We start from the raw sequence: 16,907 nt of genomic DNA, 5'->3' as shown, positions 1-16,907 counted from the left end.
GCGGCACCAGGCGCTCCGGTGCGTTGAGCGGCCTCAACCCAGGCAAACCTGCTATGAAAATCGCTCAAGAAATCCGCGCCGGCAACGTCATCATGCACGGCAAGGACCCGATGGTCGTCCTGAAGACCGAATACGCCCGCGGTGGCCGCGGCGCCGCCACGGTCCGCATGAAGCTCAAGAGCCTGATCGGCAACTTCGGCACCGAAAACGTGTTCAAGGCCGACGACAAGATCGACAACGTGATCCTCGACAAGAAGGAGTGCACCTACTCCTACTTCGCCGACCCGATGTACATCTGCATGGACACGGAATACAACCAGTACGAAGTCGAAGCCGAGAACATGGGCGACGCGCTGAACTACCTCGAAGACGGCATGGCCCTCGAAGTGGTGTTCTACGACGGCAAGGCCATCTCGGTCGAGCTGCCCACCAGCGTCGATCGCGAGATCACCTGGACGGAACCCGCCGTCAAGGGCGACACGTCCGGCAAGGTGCTCAAGCCCGCCAAGATCGCCACCGGCTTCGAAGTGGCCGTGCCGCTGTTCGTCTCGCAAGGCGACAAGATCGAAATCGACACCCGCACGGGCGAATACCGCAAGCGCGTCTGATCGGCGGCAGACCGATCACCGAAAAGGGCTCCCGCTGGACGGGAGCTTTTTTTTGTCTTTTTTTCTTTCAACGCTTCATGGCACTGAGCGCGAACTACTGTCTTGCGCTCCGGCGGTACAGACGCAGCGTGGCCAGCAGCCCGCAGGCGGCGGCCGCCGTCATCCACCAGCCCGGCGCGGCCTTGTCGCCCGACCATTCGATGAGGCCGGTGGCCACCGCCGGCGTGAAGCCGCCGAACACCGCCGTGGCGAGGCTGTAGGCAAGCGAGAAGCCTACCGTGCGCACGTCCACCGGCATCACCTCGGTCAGGGCCACCACCATCGCGCCGTTGTAGCTCGCATAGAGGAAGGACAGCCACAGCTCCACCTCCAGCATGCGGGCGAAGTCCGGCGAGGCCACCAGCCACTTCAGCGCCGGGTAGGCCGTGAAGATGGTCAGCACCGTGAAGGCCACCAGCAGCGGCTTGCGGCCCACGCGGTCGGACAGCGCGCCCATCACCGGCAGCCAGAAGAAGTTGGAAAGCGCCACGCACAGCGTGACGACGAGGGCATCGGTGGTGCTCAGGTGCAGCACGCTCTTGCCGAAGGTCGGCGTGTACACGGTGATGAGGTAGAACGACACCGTGGTCATCGACACCATCATCATCCCCGCGATCACCAGGCCCCAGTTGGACAGGATGGAGCGGAAGATCTCGCGCACCGTGGGGCGGTGCCTGCGGGCCTTGAACTCCTCGGTTTCCTGGAGCGAGCGGCGAATGATGAACAGCACCGGCACGATCAAGCAACCCACGAAGAACGGCACGCGCCAGTAGAAATCCGCGATCTCCTGCGGCACGAACGTGACGTTGAGCCAATAGCCCAGCGCGGCCGCGACGATGATCGCCACCTGCTGGCTGGCCGACTGCCAGCTCACGTAAAAGCCCTTGCGGCCCGGCGTCGCCATTTCAGCAAGGTACACCGACACCCCGCCCAGCTCCACGCCGGCCGAAAACCCCTGCAGCAGCCGCCCGGTCAGCACCAGCAGCGGCGCCGCCAAGCCTATGGTGGCGTAGCCCGGCACGCAGGCGATGAGCAGCGTGCCCACCGCCATCAGCGCCAGCGTGACGATCAGCCCCTTGCGGCGACCCACACGGTCCACGTAGGCGCCCAGGAAGACGGCGCCCAGCGGCCGCATCAGAAAGCCCGCGCCGAACGTCATGAAGGTGAGCATCAGCGACGCGAACTCGTTGCCCGAAGGAAAGAAGGCCTTGGAAATCTGCGTGGCATAGAAGCCGAACAGGAAAAAGTCGAACATCTCCATGAAGTTGCCGCCCGTCACGCGCAGGACGGTGGCCGCCTTCGACGGCGCAGGCGCGGCGGGAGCGGCTTCGTCGCCGGAAGCCGCCATGGAGGGATGGGAGGAGGAAGTCATCGGGGACAAGGATGCCGCGGTGGAAAAAACGCAGCGCGTCCAGAAGTGGATACCCTGAAATTAAAGCCCAGCCATTCGCCAAAGCCGTCCGTGGAATTGCGTATGCATGCGACGCCCACCCGCCCCGCCCCCCCCACGGCGCGGGAACACATCAGCCCGTGAGCACCACCCCCACCAGCCAGACGTTGGCCGCCGGGATCACCCCGAACAGCGTCCGGGCGAGCCACCGCACGCCGCCCCCATTGGCGAAGCGGCCCATCACCGCGCGCTCGCTCGTGAAGCGGATCAGCGGCCACATCGCGAAGGGCGGCTGGAAGCTCGGCACCACCTGGCTCATCACCAGCCAGGGCGACACGTCCGGCAAGGTGCTCAAGCCCGCCAGGATCTTCAGTTCTTTTCAGGACGATTCAGTCGATCTCCAGCGCTCCGCGCCACCGGCATCCACAGAATGGCAGCGGAGTTTTTACAGAGGGAGACCAACACCATGCATACCGCCAAAGCCATTCCCGCCATCGCGGCGCTCGTCGTCGCAGCCGGCTTTTCATCCAGCGTCCACGCCGTGGAGTGCCGGGCCATCGCCTCCGTGCAGCAAAGCGCGATCTCGGGCAACAACAACGCCGCCGGTGGCCACCTCAACCAGCACATCTACGGTGCCACGCCGCCGGCAGGGCTGAGCCAGTCCGGCAAGACCCTGTTCACCAGCGTCGAGGAATACACCGGTTTCTGGAACAACTACCAGGACCCGCAGAAATACAAGGGCAACGCCGTCGATTGCTCGGGCAACCATGCCCGCCAGAAGGTCACCGTCTACAGCGTGCTGAAGAAAGACCTGATCGGCGGCTACAACTGCACCGCGGCCGGCGCCAACGGCCAGTGCACCACCCAGACAAGATCGCAGTACACCAACATCCAGCTCGATTTCGAAGTGGTCAACGGCCAATGGATCCTGCTCACGGCCTACCCGACCAACTGAAGTACAACCCCCTGGGGCCGAGCGAAGCTCGCTCCACGGCGTTGGCTGGCGTGGCCTGCATCGCGGCCATCGGACGGGGGACGCAGCGCCGGTTTCATGCGCCCTCGGGTGGCGCTCGGCGCCGTGGATCTCAGGCGATGACCGCCGCCAGCAGCCACGCGTTGGCCGCCGAGATCACCCCGAACAGCCCCCAGGCCAGCCCCTTCAGGGCCCATCCGTTCGCGAAGCCGCCCATCACCGAGCGGTCGCTGGTGAAGCGGATCAGGGGCCACATCGCGAACGGCAGCTGAAAGCTCAGCACCACCTGGCTGAGCACCAGCATCCGGCCCACGCCCTCGTCGCCCAGCCACCACACGCCGACCCAGGCCGGCACGAGCGCCAGCGCACGGGTGATCAGGCGGCGCTGCCAGCAGGGAATCTTCAGTTCCAGGAAGCCTTCCATCACGATCTGCCCGGCGATGGTGCCCGTGAACGTGGAGCTTTGCCCCGAGGCCAGCAGCGCGATGCCGAACAGCGCGGCGGCCAGGGCGCTGCCCACCAACGGCTCGATGAGCCGGTAGGCGTCCGCGATGTCGGCCACGTCCCGGTGGCCGTTGTGGTGAAAGGCGCTGGCGGCCAGCACCATGATGGCCGCATTCACCAGCAGCGCGAGCGAAAGGCAGAGCACCGCATCCAGCGTGCAGAAGCGGATCGCCTCGCGGCGGCCGGCATCGGTGTCGTCCACCCGCCGGGTCTGCACCACCGAGGAATGCAGGTACAGGTTGTGCGGCATCACCGTGGCGCCCACGATGCCGATCGCCAGATACAGCGCGCCGGGCTGCTGCAGGCGCTCCAGGCTGGGCACGAAGCCGATGGCCACCTCCGACCACAGCGGCCAGGCAAACGCCAGCTCCACCGCGAAGCACGCGGCGATGGTGCCCGCCAGCCCGAGCACGATCGCCTCCACGCGGCGGAAGCCCGCGCCCTGCAGGCCCAGCACCAGCAGCGTGTCGAACGCGGTGATGCCGATCCCGACGGGAATCGACGCCCCCAGCAGCAGGTGCAGCGCCAGCGCCCCGCCCAGCACCTCGGCCAGATCACAGGCGATGATCGCCAGCTCGGCCCCCAGCCACAGGAAGCGGTTGACGGCGGGGGAATAGCGCTCGCGGCAAAGCTGGGCCAGATCCCGCCGCGCCACGAGCCCCAGGCGCACGCACAGCGCCTGCAGCAGCATCGCCGCCAGGCTGGCCAGCAGCACCACGAACAGCAGCCCGTAGCCGAAGCGCGAACCCGCCTCGATGTCGGTGGCCCAGTTGCCCGGGTCCATGTAGCCCACCGACACCAGCAGCCCGGGGCCCGCGTAGCGCAGTAGTTTCTTGTGCAGGGGCAGGCCGGGATCGATCCGGACGCTGCCCTTCACCTCCGAGGGGCAGAACGGTGCGGTGGCGGTGCGGGGCAGCGAAAAGGGCGGCATGCCTGCCATCCTAGAAAACCCGGCGCCCCGTGTCTGCCGGATGCGGCTATGGCGCGCATAGGCGCCACGGCCTTGCCAAGCCACGGCCGGCGCGGCACGCGGCGGCGGTCAGGTCAGATCGGCCGCGCGACCAGATCGTGGCCCTGCACCCCGACGATGTGCGCCCGGGTGAATTCGCCCACCTTGAGCTGCTTGCTGATCTTCTCGGGCGGCAGCAGGTGCACCACGCCGTCGATCTCGGGGGCATCGGCATAGCTGCGGCCGGTGCCGCCCTTGCGGCCCAGGGCGGGCGCGTGGTCCACCAGCACCTGCATGGTGGCGCCCACGCGGCGCTGCAGCTTCGCGACGGAGACCTCTTCGGCCACGGCCATGAAGCGCGCGCGGCGCTCCTCGCGCACCTCCATGGGCAGCATGCCGGGCAGCTCGTTGGCCGCCGCGCCGTTCACGTCGCTGTAGGCGAAGCAGCCGGCACGGTCGATCTGGGCCTCGCGCACGAAGTCGAGCAGGTGCTGGAACTCCTCTTCCGTCTCGCCGGGAAAGCCCGCGATGAAGGTGCTGCGGATCACCAGCTCGGGGCAGGCCTCGCGCCAGCGCTGGATGCGCTCCAGGTTGCGCTCGCCGCTGGCGGGGCGCTTCATGCGCCGCAGCACGTCGGGGTGGCTGTGCTGGAAGGGCACGTCGAGGTACGGCAGGATCTTGCCCGTCGCCATGAACGGAATGGCCTCGTCCACGCTCGGATAGGGGTACACATAGTGCAGGCGCACCCAGGCGCCGTAGGGCTCGGCGATCTCGCCCAGCGTCTGCACCAGCTCCAGCATGCGCGTCTTGACGGGCTTGCCGTCCCAGAAGCCGGTGCGGTATTTCACATCGACCCCATAGGCGGAGGTGTCCTGGCTGATGACCAGCAGCTCCTTCACGCCGCCCTCGAACAGCGCCTTGGCCTCCTTGAGCACGTCGCCCACGGGGCGCGAGACGAGGTCGCCGCGCATTGAGGGGATGATGCAGAAGGTGCAGCGGTGGTTGCAGCCCTCGCTGATCTTGAGGTAGGCGTAGTGCTTGGGCGTGAGCTTGAGGCCCGCCACGCCGAAGCCGCCGGGCACGAGGTCGATGAACGGGTCGTGCGGCTTGGGCAGGTTCTGGTGCACCGCATCCATCACCTCCTGGGTGGCATGCGGGCCCGTCACCGCGAGCACGCTGGGGTGCATCTGCCGCACGAGGTTGCTGCCCCCCTCGCCCGCGCGCGCGCCCAGGCAGCCCGTGACGATGACCTTGCCGTTCTCGGCCAGCGCCTCGCCGATGGTGTCCAGGCTTTCCTTCACGGCATCGTCGATGAAGCCGCAGGTGTTGACGATGACGAGATCGGCGCCCTCGAAGGTCTTGGAGGTCTGGTAGCCCTCGGCGCTCAGTTGCGTGAGGATGAGCTCGGAATCCGTGAGGGCCTTGGGGCACCCGAGCGATACCATGCCGATGCTTGGTACACGGCGCTTTGGCTCGACCGCCAAGGCGGCTTCATGGGTCGTGGACATAGTTCTTTTCTGTCAAGTGGGTTGCGGTCCCGTCGGAGGCCGCCTGCGGTTGTCGGATCTCTGCCAGGGCCTATGCTGAAATGGCGAACGCCTCGCGGCCCGCACGGCCCCTGGATCGGCGTTGGATGAGCGCCGGCGGCACGCGGAGAAGAGCTGTCCGCACGCCGCCATGGCACCCAGGGTGTTCCGGGCGGCGGCTACGGTGGGGTGCCGCCAGGAACGGTACTGGTGGCCGAGAGGCCCGGCCGATCGTTACGGGACGCGCCGATGGCCGCGCAGGCGCAAACAGCCCAGGATTGTAAGCGCTGGGCTGATTTGCCGCCGCTGCACGCGATCTCCCGGCGGGAAAAGGCCGTGCGGACGGCACCACCGAGAGCGGCCGCCCCATGACCTTGACACTCCGCACCGGCCTGGCCATCATCGGCCGCGGGAGAATCGGCTTCGTACGGGTTCGACATCGAAGAGATCACGCTGCGGCTTCGCACCGCACTCCCCCGTCGATGGCAGCCCGTGGAGATGAATCCATGGAAGGTCCGCGATGACGGCAGCACGAGCAAGCGTTCCCCCCGAAACCCCTGTCGGGCCGCGTCTCCCCCTGCATGCGCCCACGGGCGCCCTGACCCGCCCTGGTGGCAATGCCGGCCATTTGCTGCGCAGCGCGCCGCAAGCCACGGTGCGCACCGTGCTCGGCGCCGACGCGGTGCGGGCCCTCGCGCGCCTGCGGCAGCACGGCATGCCGCAGGAAGGAGGGTGCCATGCGCGCGCATGACCGCTGGTGGCCCGCCATTGCCGGGCTCGCCGCCGCGGTCCTGGGCCTGCCCGCACCGGCCCAGCAGCCCGGCATCGTCCAGGAAGGCCAGGCCATCGCCACCCAGGGCACGCCACAGGGCGTGCCCGCCTGCATCGGCTGCCACGGGGCCCAGGGTCAGGGCGCAGGCGCCTTTCCCCGCCTGGCGGGCAGCGGCCAGGCCTATCTGCAGGCGCAGCTCGACGCCTTCGCCGACGGCAGTCGGCAGAGCCCGGTCATGCAACCCTTCGCAACGAAGCTCTCGCCGCAGGAACGCCAGTCGCTGGCCCGGTACTACAGCCAACTGGCCTCGCCCTTCCAGGCCAGAGACTCCACCACGGCCACCCCGGCGGACAGCGGTGCGATGCTGGCCACCCGCGGGCGCTGGTCGGCGCAGTTGCCGGCCTGCATGCAATGCCACGGCCCCGGTGGCAATGGCACCGGCAGCCACTTCCCGCCGCTGGCGGGACTGCCCGCGGCCTACATCAGCCAGCAACTGCATGCCTGGAAATCCGGCGGCCGCCCCCCCGGGCCGCTGGGGCTGATGCGGGACATCGCCCTCAAGCTCTCCGACCAGGACATCGATGCCGTGGCCGCCTACTACGCCATGCTGCCGTCGCAGGCCGGCCTCTCCACCCAAGGACACGCGCAATGAACTCGCCGCATACCCGCAACGGCGGCGACCCGCAAGGCTTCAAGGGCCTGGCATGGTTCGCCGGCACCATGGTCACGGTGGTACTGGGCGTGGCCGTGGGGGCGAACGGATTGTTCGACCACCTGCTGCGTCGCCCCCTGGCCGAGGCCGCGCCGGCCTCGCCCACCCAGCCCGCCACCATGGCCCAGCACCCCACTGCGCCCGCACCGGCCCCCTCCCGCACGGCCTTCGCACCGCCCCCCGAAAGCGCGATGCCGGACGGCGAATACGGCAGGGTGATCCGCCTGGGCGAGAACATCTTCCGGGAGACCGGCAAATACGCCGCGCAGTACGTGGGCAACAGCCTCAGCTGCGCGAACTGTCACCTCGATGCCGGGCGCAAACCCGATTCCGCGCCGATGTGGGCCGCCTTCGCCCACTACCCGGCCTTCCGCAGCAAGACCGGCCAGGTGGACACGCTGGCCTCCCGCCTGCAGGGTTGCTTCATGTACAGCATGAACGGCAAGGCCCCGCCGCAGGACAGCGAGATCATGACCGCATTGCAAACCTATGCCTTCTGGCTCGCCCAGGGCGCGCCGGTGGGCTTGCCCATTCCGGGCAGCGGCTACCCCAAGCTCAAGCAGCCGGCGCAACCGGCCGACTATGCGCGCGGGGAGAAGGTCTATGCACAGAACTGCGCTCTGTGCCATGGCGCCGACGGCCAGGGCCAGCGCTCGGGCGATGCCCAGGTGTTTCCGCCGCTGTGGGGGGCCGAGTCTTTCAACTGGGGGGCGGGCATGCACCAGCTGGCCAATGCCGCGGGCTTCATCCAGGCCAACATGCCGCTGGGCAAGGGCGGCTCCCTCAGCACGCAGGAAGCGTGGGACGTGGCGATGTTCATGAACAGCCACGAGCGCCCCCAGGATCCGCGCTTCACCGGCTCGGTGGAGGGCACACGCCAGAAGTACCACGACTCGGGCGATTCGATGTATGGCCGCAGGGTGGGTGGCCACCTGCTGGGCAGCCCCTGACGGGCACCGGCCGCGCTCCCGGTGCGCGCCGGACCGTGCCCGGGGCCCGGCCGCCGGTGCGCCGTGCCTGCGCTGAACCCGTCAGCGCTTGATGCCGAAGGCGCCGAGCATCTGCTCGGTCTGCTTCTGCATCTGCTCCTGCATCTGCGTGAACATCGCCTGCGACTGCTCGCGGTATTTGCCCATCATGCCCTGGTAGAGCGGCGACTGGGGGCTCATGAACTGCGTCCACATCTCGGGCGTGAAGCCCTGCGACTGCTCGGCCATGCGCGCCTGGAAGTCGGAGAACATCTGCACATTCTTCTCCAGGTAGGCGCCCATGAAGCCCTGCATGGCATGCCCGTAGAAGCGGATGATGTTGGCCAGCACGGCCTCGGTGAACATCGGCGCGCCGCCGGCTTCTTCTTCCAGGATGATCTGCAGCAGGATGCTGCGGGTGAGGTCCTCGCCCGTCTTGGCGTCGCGCACGGCCACCTGCTCGCCGTCGATGACGAGCTGCTTGACCTCGGCGAGCGTGACGTAGGTGGAGGTGGAGGTGTCGTAGAGCCTGCGGTTGGGGTACTTCTTGATGATCCGCTGGTGCGTGTTGGGCGAAGGCGATTCGGATGTGGGTTCTTGCACGGCGGGCTCCTTGGACACGTGGGCCATGATGACGGCCTCTCGGGCTGCACGACATGGCAGCACGACGGATTCTAGGGAGCGGCACGTGGCCGCACCGCGAAGGATTACCCTGAGCCTTGCTCCACCATCGCCCAGGTGACGTTCCGCAAGACCGCGCAACCCCCGCATCGCCTAAGATGCTTTGCGGCCTGCCCATCGGCCGCCCCGGAGGTTCCGTGCCCATCCTTTTCCGCACAGCCATGGTCGCCGCCGCGCTGCTTGCCAGCCATGCGCAGGCGCAGCCTGCGGCCATGGTCCGGGACGGGGAATGGCTCACCATCCACGGCTTTCCGGAAGTGCCGGACGGCGATCTCGTGCAGATCAACCCCACGGTGGTGCCGTGGCGGGGCCGGGTCACCGTGGATGTCCGGGTATCGCGCGCCAGCACGCGCACCAGCTACGGCAAGACGCCCTACCGCTCTTTCAAGGGCGTGGCCGTGTTCGACTGCGAGGCGCGTGCGGGCTGGTACCTCTCCCTGCAGTATTTCCAGGAACCTTTCTGGCAAGGCCCCGTGACCGCGAGGGACGAATTCAAGGACAACGAGGCCCCGGTCGCCTTCAACGGCGTTCCCGGCCATCCCGCCGGCAAGATCCTCCGCGCGGCCTGCCAGGGACGCTGACGCGCGGAGCCGATCTGCGGGACACGCCGGCAACGGCCCCTCGCAAAGACCGGAGCGAAAGCTCAGGCAACGCTGGCGCGCAGCGCCTTGGCCGCCGAGACCATGTTGGTCAACGCCGGGATCACTTCCGCCCACTGGCGGGTCTTCAGGCCGCAGTCGGGATTGACCCAGAGGCGCCGGGCGGGAATGCGCTCGGCGGCTTTCTGCATCAGTTGCACGATGTGCTCCTGCGTCGGAATGTTGGGCGAATGGATGTCGTACACCCCCGGACCGATCTCGTTGGGGTAGTTGAAATCATCGAAGGCATCGAGCAACTCCATGTCGGAGCGCGAGGTCTCGATGGTGATCACATCGGCATCCATCGCGGCGATGGACGCGATGATGTCGTTGAACTCCGAATAGCACATGTGCGTGTGGATCTGGGTTTCGTCGCGCACGCCGTTGGCCGTGATGCGGAAGCTCTCCACGGCCCAGTCCAGGTATTCCTGCCACTGCGACTTGCGCAGCGGCAGGCCCTCGCGCAGCGCGGCCTCGTCGATCTGGATCACCTGCACCCCGGCTTTTTCCAGGTCGAGTACTTCGTCGCGGATCGCCAGCGCGAGCTGCCTGCACGAAGCCGAGCGCGCCTGGTCGTCGCGCACGAACGACCAGTTGAGGAGGGTCACGGGGCCGGTCAGCATGCCCTTCATGGGCTTGGCGGTCAGCGACTGGGCGTAGGTGATCCATTCGACCGTCATCGCCTTCGGGCGGCTGATGTCGCCGAAGAGGATCGGCGGTTTCACGCAACGCGAGCCGTAGGACTGCACCCAGCCGAACTGACTGAAGGCATAGCCTTCCAGCTGCTCGCCGAAATACTCGACCATGTCGTTGCGCTCGGCCTCGCCGTGCACCAGCACGTCGAGCCCCAGCTCTTCCTGCTCGCGCACGCTGCGCTCGATCTCGGCCCGCATCGCGGCCTGGTAGCCGGCATCGTCCAGGCGCCCGGCCTTGAATTCGCTGCGCGCATGGCGGATCTCGGCGGTCTGGGGAAAGGAGCCGATGGTCGTCGTCGGATAGGCCGGCAGCTTCAGCAGGGCCGCCTGCGTGGACGCGCGCTCGGCATAGCGGCTTTCGCGCCGGCCCAGGTGCGGGCTGATCCTGGCCACGGCCCTCTGGACTTCGGGATCGTTCACCCGGGGCGAGGCGCGGCGCGCGGCCAGCGCGGCCCGGTTGGCGGCCAGCGCGTCGGCCACCGCACCGCGGCCCTCGCGCAGGGCCCGGCCCAGCACCTGCAATTCATCGAGCTTCTGCAGCGCGAATGCCAGCCAGGACTTCACCTCGGCGTCGAGTTTGCGCTCGCTGTCCAGGTCCACCGGCACGTGCAGCAGCGAGCACGAGGGAGCGATCCACAGGCGATCGCCCAGGCGCTGCGCGAGCGGCTCCACCCAGTCGAGCACTGCCGCCAGATCGGTCTTCCAGATGTTGCGGCCATTGATGACGCCCAGCGACAGCACCTTGTGCACCGGCAGCAGGTTGAGCAGCGGCAGCACGCCCTCGCGGTCGTTGACGGCATCGATGTGCAGCCCCGCCACCGGCAGGTTGGCCACAAGGTAGGCGTTCTCCTGCAACTGGCCGAAATAGGACGCCAGCAGCAGCTTCACGCGGCTGCCCTTCAGGTGGTGATAGGCCGTGTTGAAGGCATGCTGCCATGGTGTGTCGAGTTCCGTGACGAGGATGGGCTCGTCGATCTGCACCCATTCCACGCCCTGCGCGCCCAGGGTGTCGAGCAGCTCCGCATACACCGGCAGCAGGCGCGGCAGCAGTTCGAGCTTGTCGGAGTCGTCCTTGGCCTTGCCGATGGCCAGGTAGGTCACCGGGCCGACGATCACGGGCTTGGCCTTCACGCCCTGGGCCCTGGCTTCGGCCAGTTGCTCCAGCAGGCGCGAGGCATCGAGCCTGAACTCCGTGCCGGCATGGAATTCCGGGACGATGTAGTGGTAGTTGGTGTCGAACCACTTGGTCATCTCGCCGGCGACCACGCCACCGCAGCAGCCGGCGTGCTCCTCGGCCGAGCGCGCCGAGCGGCCGCGCGCGACGCGGAAATAGTTGTCGAGCGGGTCGCCATGGAAGCCCCGCACGCGCTCGGGCAAATTGCCCAGCGTGAAGCTCATGTCGAGCACCTGGTCGTAGAACGCGAAGTCGCCCACGGGCACCAGGTCCAGGCCGGCTTGCTTCTCCCAATGGCGTTGGCGCAACTGGCCGCCCAGGGCCTTGAGTTCGTCGCGCGAGGATTCGCCCTTCCAATAAGACTCCAACGCGAACTTCAGTTCACGCTGGGCGCCGATGCGGGGAAAGCCGAGGTTGTGGATGGTCGTCATATGCCGCTCCCAGAAAACAGAAGCGACCGATCGTAGGCTTGCGATTCAATGAAGTAAAATGGTCTTATCTCACAGAATTATGAATTTCACTCATTGATCATATTGGAGCGCATGTAACTGGCCGTGGTGCTGGAGGTCGAAAGGCAAGGGGGCCCGACTTACTCGCCGCGCTCGCTGGCCAGCAGTTGCCGCAACGCCTCCGTCGCGGCCGATACGTGCTGCGGGTGCCAGGCCAGGTGCGTCGTGACCTCGGCGTAGCGCGCTGGCAAGGGCAGCACCTGCAACTGCGGCTCGGCATGCACGGCCTTCAGGATCGAGCGCGGCATGATGCCGATGCCCGTGCCGGCCGCGACGCAGGCCACGATGGCGTGGTATGACGCCAGCTCCAGGATGCGGTGCGGGGCGGCGCCGGTCCCTGCAAACCACTCTTCCAGGATGCGCCGGTACGAACAACCCGTGGGGAACGCAATGACCGAGCATCGCCGCAGGTGCTCCGGGCCCAGCACATCGGTGGCAGAGCGCGCCGCGATGAGCACCAGTTCCTCATCGAATGCCTCCTGCGTTGCCAGCTCGGGGGCCTGGAAGGGCTCGGAGATGAACGCGGCATCGATCTCGTACCGCTGCAGCATGCCCAGCAACCGCGTGGTGGACCCCGTGACCAGCTCGATGAACACGTCCGGGTAGCGCTCATGGAACCGCGACAGCACCGGCGGCAGCCGCGCGGCCGCCGTGCTCTCCAGCGTGCCCAGCCGGAGCGTTCCCTGCGGCGCGCGAAGCAGCATGGCGGACTCGGCCTCCGACGACAGGCGCAACAGCCGCTCGGCATAGCCACGCAGCAATTCGCCCTCGGCCGACAGGCTGAGCCGATTGCCTTGCCGCAAAAACAACTGCACCCCCAGGCGCTCCTCCAGATTCCGGATGCGCGTGGTGACGTTGGACTGCACCCGGTGCAGTTGCTTTGCGGCCTGGGTGACGCTGCCCGTGTCCACCACGGACTTGAAGAACGCCAGGGATTCCAGGTCTATCTTTCTCATTTCATGATTCTTTCATCATGATTATTCAGTTCTCATGATGGACTCATGTCCGTAAAGTGCGCAGCCTTGGTCAACTTTCTCCATCGTTCGTGGGCTGTCGATCTCTGCTGCGAATCCAGGCCGGCACGCCGCCTGAAGACATTCGCGCCATCGCGGGCGATCTCCCGCAATGGTTTCTCGCCACCCTCTCTCGCCTGCTGGCAGCACGGAGGCCTCGTCGTTGCCTCTCGCGCCCCCCACCTCCACGCACCACCCCAAGGAACAGCACGACCATGAAGATGAAGAAGCTCGGCCTCATTGGCGGCATCGGCCCGGAATCCACCGTGGCGTATTACCGCAAGATCATCCACGGCGTTCAGAAACAGGCGGGCAAGGAGAACCTGCCCCGCCTGTCCATCGAAAGCCTCAGCGCCTTCACGGTATTCAGCCTCTGCCGCCATCGCGAATTCGACCGGCTGGCCGACTATGTGCTCGGCGCCGTGCGCAGCCTGGCGGCGGGCGGCGCGGACATCGCGGCGCTGACCGGCAACACGCCCAACATCGTCATGGACCGTGTGCTGCCTCTGTCGCCCATCCCCATCGTGAGCGCCATCGAGGCCACATGCGATGCCGCCCGGCAGCGCGGTGCACAGAAGGTCGGGCTGCTGGGCACCGTCTTCACCATGACCCACCTGTTCTTCAAGACGCCCTTCGAAGACAGGGGCATGCGGGTCATCGTGCCCACCGACCATCAGATCGCGCGTATCCAGGCAAAAATCGAAACAGAGCTTGAACACGGCATCGTCAGAGAAGACACCCGCCAGGAGTTCGTGGCCCTCATCCAGGATCTGCAGCAACGCGAAGGCATCGACCATGTGGCACTGGCATGCACCGAACTGCCACTGATCCTGAGCGACAGCAACAGCCCGGTGCCCTGCCTCGACACCGTCGAGATCCATGTCGAGACCCTGGTCCGCGCGGTGATGTCCGACTGACCCCACCGCGCCCGCCCCTCCGTTTCGGGCTGCACCGTCTGCCATGAGGGACGGTCTCTGTCCGGCCTGGCACCCGCCCCACCAGGCCCGTCGCAGCCCCATGCAGCGCGGATCAACAGCCACCGTATCCGTGATTCACGCAGTGTTGTCCCTGCCACCCGCGCGAAGCGCTGTGGGGCGGGGGAAGGTGCGGGGCCCCGCAGGGGGGGGAACTTCAGGGACGCCACGATCTGTCGCCACAGCGGTCAAACCCCAGGTGACGCGACGGCAAAAGAAAAAGCCTTCCAGATCGTTGATCTGGAAGGCTTGGGTACCAATGGTTAGTTGGTAGGCGCGATTGGACTCGAACCAACGACCCCCACCATGTCAAGGTGGTGCTCTAACCAGCTGAGCTACGCGCCTGTGTGTATTCGAGAAGCGGGATTGTAGCAGCAAAAAAACGGGGTTCCGGCAAAACGCAGCACGCCGGCAAATATCCGGCCATCGCCGCGCTCCCTAGCGGCGGCGGGCGGAACGCACGCCCGGCACCGAGGCGACGATCCCGAGCACCTTGTTGAGGCGGCCGGAGTCCGAGACCTCCACGGTGAAGGTCATCCATGCCGTGCCCTTCACGGACTGGGTCTGCACGCCGATCACGTTGGTCTTCTCGCGCGCGAACACCTCGGAGATGTCGCGCAGCAGCCCCTGCCGGTCGGCGGCTTCCACGGCCACGTCCACGGGATACACGGCCGCCGAGGGGCCGTGCCCCGCGGGTGCCGTGGTGCCCCATTCGACGTCGATCACCCGCTCCACGCTGCGGGCCGCCATCTCGCGGAAATTACTGCAATCGGCGCGGTGCACGCTCACGCCCTTGCCGCGCGTCACGAAGCCGCGGATGGCATCGGGCGGCGCGGGCCTGCAGCACTTGGCCAGCTGGGTCATGAGCGAATCGATGCCCACCACGAGCACGCCGCCCTTGGGCGAGGAGGCCTCCGGCGCACGCGCCTTCTTGAGCAGCAGGTAGTCGTCGGGCTGCAGCACGGGCTCGGGCGGGCGCAGCAGGGTTTCGATGGTGCGCAGCGAGAACTCGTCCTTGCCCACCACCTCGAACAGGGCATCGGCCGACTTGAAGCCGAGCTGCACGGCCAGGTCGTCGAGCCTGATGGCCGTCTTGCCCTCGCGCTGCAGCAGTTTTTCCACCGCTTCGCGGCCGCGCGCGATGGTTTCGTGCGTGGCCTGCGCGTTGAACCAGGCGCGCACCTTGGCCCGGGCGCGGTGGCTCGTCAGGTAGCCCAGCTCGGGGTTGAGCCAGTCGCGGGAAGGCCGGCCTTCCTTGACGGTGGCGATCTCCACGGTCTGGCCGTTCTGCAGCAGCGTGTTGAGCGGAACCATGGCGCCATCGACGCGCGCACCCCGGCAACGGTGGCCAACGCTGGTGTGCACCGCATAGGCGAAATCCACCGGCGTGGCGCCCTGCGGCAGCTCCACCACGGCCGCATCGGGCGTGAGCACGTAGATGCGGTCCTCGAACAGGCCCCTGTGCTGCACGGCGCCCGACATGTCGCGCTCCCAGGCCAGCAACTGGCGCAGCACGGCGATCTTGGCGTCGTATTCGCCGCTGGCCGAGACACCACCGTAGCCCTTGGTGCCCGCTTCCTTGTAGGCCCAGTGCGCGGCCACGCCGTGCTCGGCATGGTCGTGCATGGCCTGGGTGCGGATCTGGATCTCGATGGCCTTGCCGGCCTCGTCGCGCACCACGGTGTGCAGCGACTGGTAGCCGTTCGGTTTCGGCTTGGCGATGTAGTCGTCGAACTCGGCATCGATGGGCTTGAAGTGCGAATGCACCCACGAGAGGGCCGCGTAGCAGTCCTTCACCGAGGGCACCACCACGCGCAGCGCGCGGATGTCGAACACCTGGTCGAAGTCGAGCGACTTGCCGCGCATCTTCTTGACGATGCTGTAGATGTGCTTGGGCCGGCCCTGCACGCTGGCGCTGATGCTGCGCGCGCGCAGCTCGGATTCAAGCCGGCCGCGCAGCTGCTCCATGTACACCTCGCGCTCGGCGCGCTTCTCGTCGAGCAGGCGCGCGATCTGCTTGTAGGTGTCGGGCTCCAGGAAGCGGAAGGAGAGGTCCTCCAGCTCCCATTTCATCTGCCAGATGCCCAGGCGGTTGGCCAGCGGCGCGAAGACCTGCAGGGCCTCGCGCGCGATGGTGGGCGACACGGGCCGCTTGGTGGCCGCATAAAAGCGCAGCGTCTGCAGCCGCGAGGCCAGGCGCAGCATCACCACGCGCAGGTCGCGCGAGAACGCGAGCAGCATCTTGCGCACGTTCTCGGTGTGCGTGGCCGGATCGTCCACCACATGCCCGGCGAGCTGCGCCTCGCGCGCCTGCTGCTGCACGCGCATGAGCTTGGTGGTCTCCACCGCCAGGGTGGCGAAGTTCTGGCCGAAGGCCTTGGCGATGACTTCCTCCGGCCGGTTGAGGTGGGAGCTCGCATGCACGAGATAGCTCGCGGCCTGCATGGCCTCGGAGCCGCCGATGGCCTTGAGAATGGCCGCGACGGCTTCGGCATGGGCGAAGGTGTTCTCGCCGGTTTCGAGGGTCTCGCCCGACAGCAGCGGCTCGGCGAACGCCCGCGCGCGCGCGAGCGCTCCCGCCTGCTCGGGCAGGGCCAGCGAGGTCGCGGCGATGAGCTGCGGCACGGCCTCCTGGCCGGCGGGCACATGCACGGGCGCCGGGGCGATGCTCGCGATGCTCTTCACAGGCCCGCCCCCAATGGCGATGGCGATGGCGATGGCGATGGCGATGGCGATGGCGATGGCGATGGCGATGGCGATGGCGATGGCGATGGCGATGGCG

The 16,907-nt window shown here is 67.3% G+C and carries 15 protein-coding genes and 1 tRNA gene; 7 read left to right on the top strand and 9 right to left on the bottom strand.

Features of this window, described 5'->3' with window-relative positions:
* Window positions 1-53 precede the first annotated feature (53 nt).
* Complete coding sequence (efp, locus tag AX018_RS06015; protein WP_111876396.1) at window positions 54-608, top strand: elongation factor P; 555 nt, start codon at window positions 54-56, stop codon at window positions 606-608.
* Window positions 609-702: 94 nt separating this feature from the next.
* Here efp and AX018_RS06010 read toward each other — a convergent pair whose 3' ends face one another.
* On the bottom strand, window positions 703-1,995 hold the full coding sequence (locus AX018_RS06010) for an MFS transporter (RefSeq protein WP_111876395.1): 1,293 nt from the start codon (window positions 1,993-1,995) through the stop codon (window positions 703-705).
* 175 nt (window positions 1,996-2,170) lie between these two features.
* The gene (locus tag AX018_RS06005) at window positions 2,171-2,392 is read right to left on the bottom strand and encodes a divalent metal cation transporter (protein ID WP_415842340.1); all 222 of its coding nucleotides are present in this window, start codon (window positions 2,390-2,392) and stop codon (window positions 2,171-2,173) included.
* 111 nt (window positions 2,393-2,503) lie between these two features.
* Between AX018_RS06005 and AX018_RS06000 the strand changes: the two genes are divergently transcribed.
* The gene (locus tag AX018_RS06000) at window positions 2,504-2,992 is read left to right on the top strand and encodes a hypothetical protein (protein ID WP_245951455.1); all 489 of its coding nucleotides are present in this window, start codon (window positions 2,504-2,506) and stop codon (window positions 2,990-2,992) included.
* 130 nt (window positions 2,993-3,122) lie between these two features.
* Here AX018_RS06000 and AX018_RS05995 read toward each other — a convergent pair whose 3' ends face one another.
* The gene (locus tag AX018_RS05995) at window positions 3,123-4,445 is read right to left on the bottom strand and encodes an Nramp family divalent metal transporter (protein WP_111876459.1); all 1,323 of its coding nucleotides are present in this window, start codon (window positions 4,443-4,445) and stop codon (window positions 3,123-3,125) included.
* A 113-nt stretch (window positions 4,446-4,558) separates the two neighbouring features.
* Window positions 4,559-5,971, bottom strand: coding sequence for a 30S ribosomal protein S12 methylthiotransferase RimO (gene rimO, locus AX018_RS05990; RefSeq protein ID WP_111876393.1), 1,413 nt, complete (start codon window positions 5,969-5,971; stop codon window positions 4,559-4,561).
* 538 nt (window positions 5,972-6,509) lie between these two features.
* On the opposite strand from rimO, the gene AX018_RS24640 reads away from it, so the two are divergent.
* The 3 genes from AX018_RS24640 to AX018_RS05980 all read left to right on the top strand — a co-directional run bounded on the left by AX018_RS24640 (window position 6,510) and on the right by AX018_RS05980 (window position 8,423).
* The gene (locus AX018_RS24640) at window positions 6,510-6,740 is read left to right on the top strand and encodes a hypothetical protein (RefSeq protein ID WP_146749228.1); all 231 of its coding nucleotides are present in this window, start codon (window positions 6,510-6,512) and stop codon (window positions 6,738-6,740) included.
* The gene (locus AX018_RS05985) at window positions 6,727-7,413 is read left to right on the top strand and encodes a c-type cytochrome (protein ID WP_111876392.1); all 687 of its coding nucleotides are present in this window, start codon (window positions 6,727-6,729) and stop codon (window positions 7,411-7,413) included. The genes AX018_RS24640 and AX018_RS05985 overlap by 14 nt, the downstream gene beginning before the upstream one ends.
* Before the next feature lie 179 nt (window positions 7,414-7,592).
* Window positions 7,593-8,423, top strand: a complete 831-nt coding sequence (locus tag AX018_RS05980) for a c-type cytochrome (RefSeq protein ID WP_111876458.1) — start codon at window positions 7,593-7,595, stop codon at window positions 8,421-8,423.
* A gap of 81 nt (window positions 8,424-8,504) precedes the next feature.
* Here AX018_RS05980 and phaR read toward each other — a convergent pair whose 3' ends face one another.
* On the bottom strand, window positions 8,505-9,071 hold the full coding sequence (phaR, locus tag AX018_RS05975) for a polyhydroxyalkanoate synthesis repressor PhaR (protein ID WP_415842314.1): 567 nt from the start codon (window positions 9,069-9,071) through the stop codon (window positions 8,505-8,507).
* Window positions 9,072-9,259: 188 nt separating this feature from the next.
* Between phaR and AX018_RS05970 the strand changes: the two genes are divergently transcribed.
* On the top strand, window positions 9,260-9,703 hold the full coding sequence (locus AX018_RS05970) for a surface-adhesin E family protein (RefSeq protein WP_245951454.1): 444 nt from the start codon (window positions 9,260-9,262) through the stop codon (window positions 9,701-9,703).
* A gap of 62 nt (window positions 9,704-9,765) precedes the next feature.
* Here AX018_RS05970 and metE read toward each other — a convergent pair whose 3' ends face one another.
* The gene (gene metE / locus AX018_RS05965) at window positions 9,766-12,060 is read right to left on the bottom strand and encodes a 5-methyltetrahydropteroyltriglutamate--homocysteine S-methyltransferase (RefSeq protein WP_111876390.1); all 2,295 of its coding nucleotides are present in this window, start codon (window positions 12,058-12,060) and stop codon (window positions 9,766-9,768) included.
* A 158-nt stretch (window positions 12,061-12,218) separates the two neighbouring features.
* On the bottom strand, window positions 12,219-13,094 hold the full coding sequence (locus AX018_RS05960) for a LysR family transcriptional regulator (protein ID WP_111876389.1): 876 nt from the start codon (window positions 13,092-13,094) through the stop codon (window positions 12,219-12,221).
* 272 nt (window positions 13,095-13,366) lie between these two features.
* Between AX018_RS05960 and AX018_RS05955 the strand changes: the two genes are divergently transcribed.
* The gene (locus AX018_RS05955) at window positions 13,367-14,068 is read left to right on the top strand and encodes an aspartate/glutamate racemase family protein (protein ID WP_245951453.1); all 702 of its coding nucleotides are present in this window, start codon (window positions 13,367-13,369) and stop codon (window positions 14,066-14,068) included.
* Window positions 14,069-14,393: 325 nt separating this feature from the next.
* On the opposite strand, the gene AX018_RS05950 is transcribed toward AX018_RS05955, so the two are convergent.
* Both AX018_RS05950 and AX018_RS05945 read right to left on the bottom strand, forming a co-directional pair.
* A tRNA-Val gene (locus AX018_RS05950) sits at window positions 14,394-14,470 on the bottom strand.
* Between the two features lie 93 nt (window positions 14,471-14,563).
* Window positions 14,564-16,810, bottom strand: a complete 2,247-nt coding sequence (locus AX018_RS05945) for a RelA/SpoT family protein (RefSeq protein ID WP_170146192.1) — start codon at window positions 16,808-16,810, stop codon at window positions 14,564-14,566.
* Window positions 16,811-16,907: the final 97 nt, after the last annotated feature.

The sequence above is a fragment of the Paracidovorax anthurii genome (genome assembly GCF_003269065.1).
Lineage (GTDB): Bacteria > Pseudomonadota > Gammaproteobacteria > Burkholderiales > Burkholderiaceae_C > Paracidovorax > Paracidovorax anthurii.
The sequence above is the reverse complement of the archived record's forward strand: the minus strand, read 5'-3'. Positions and strand labels throughout refer to the sequence as shown.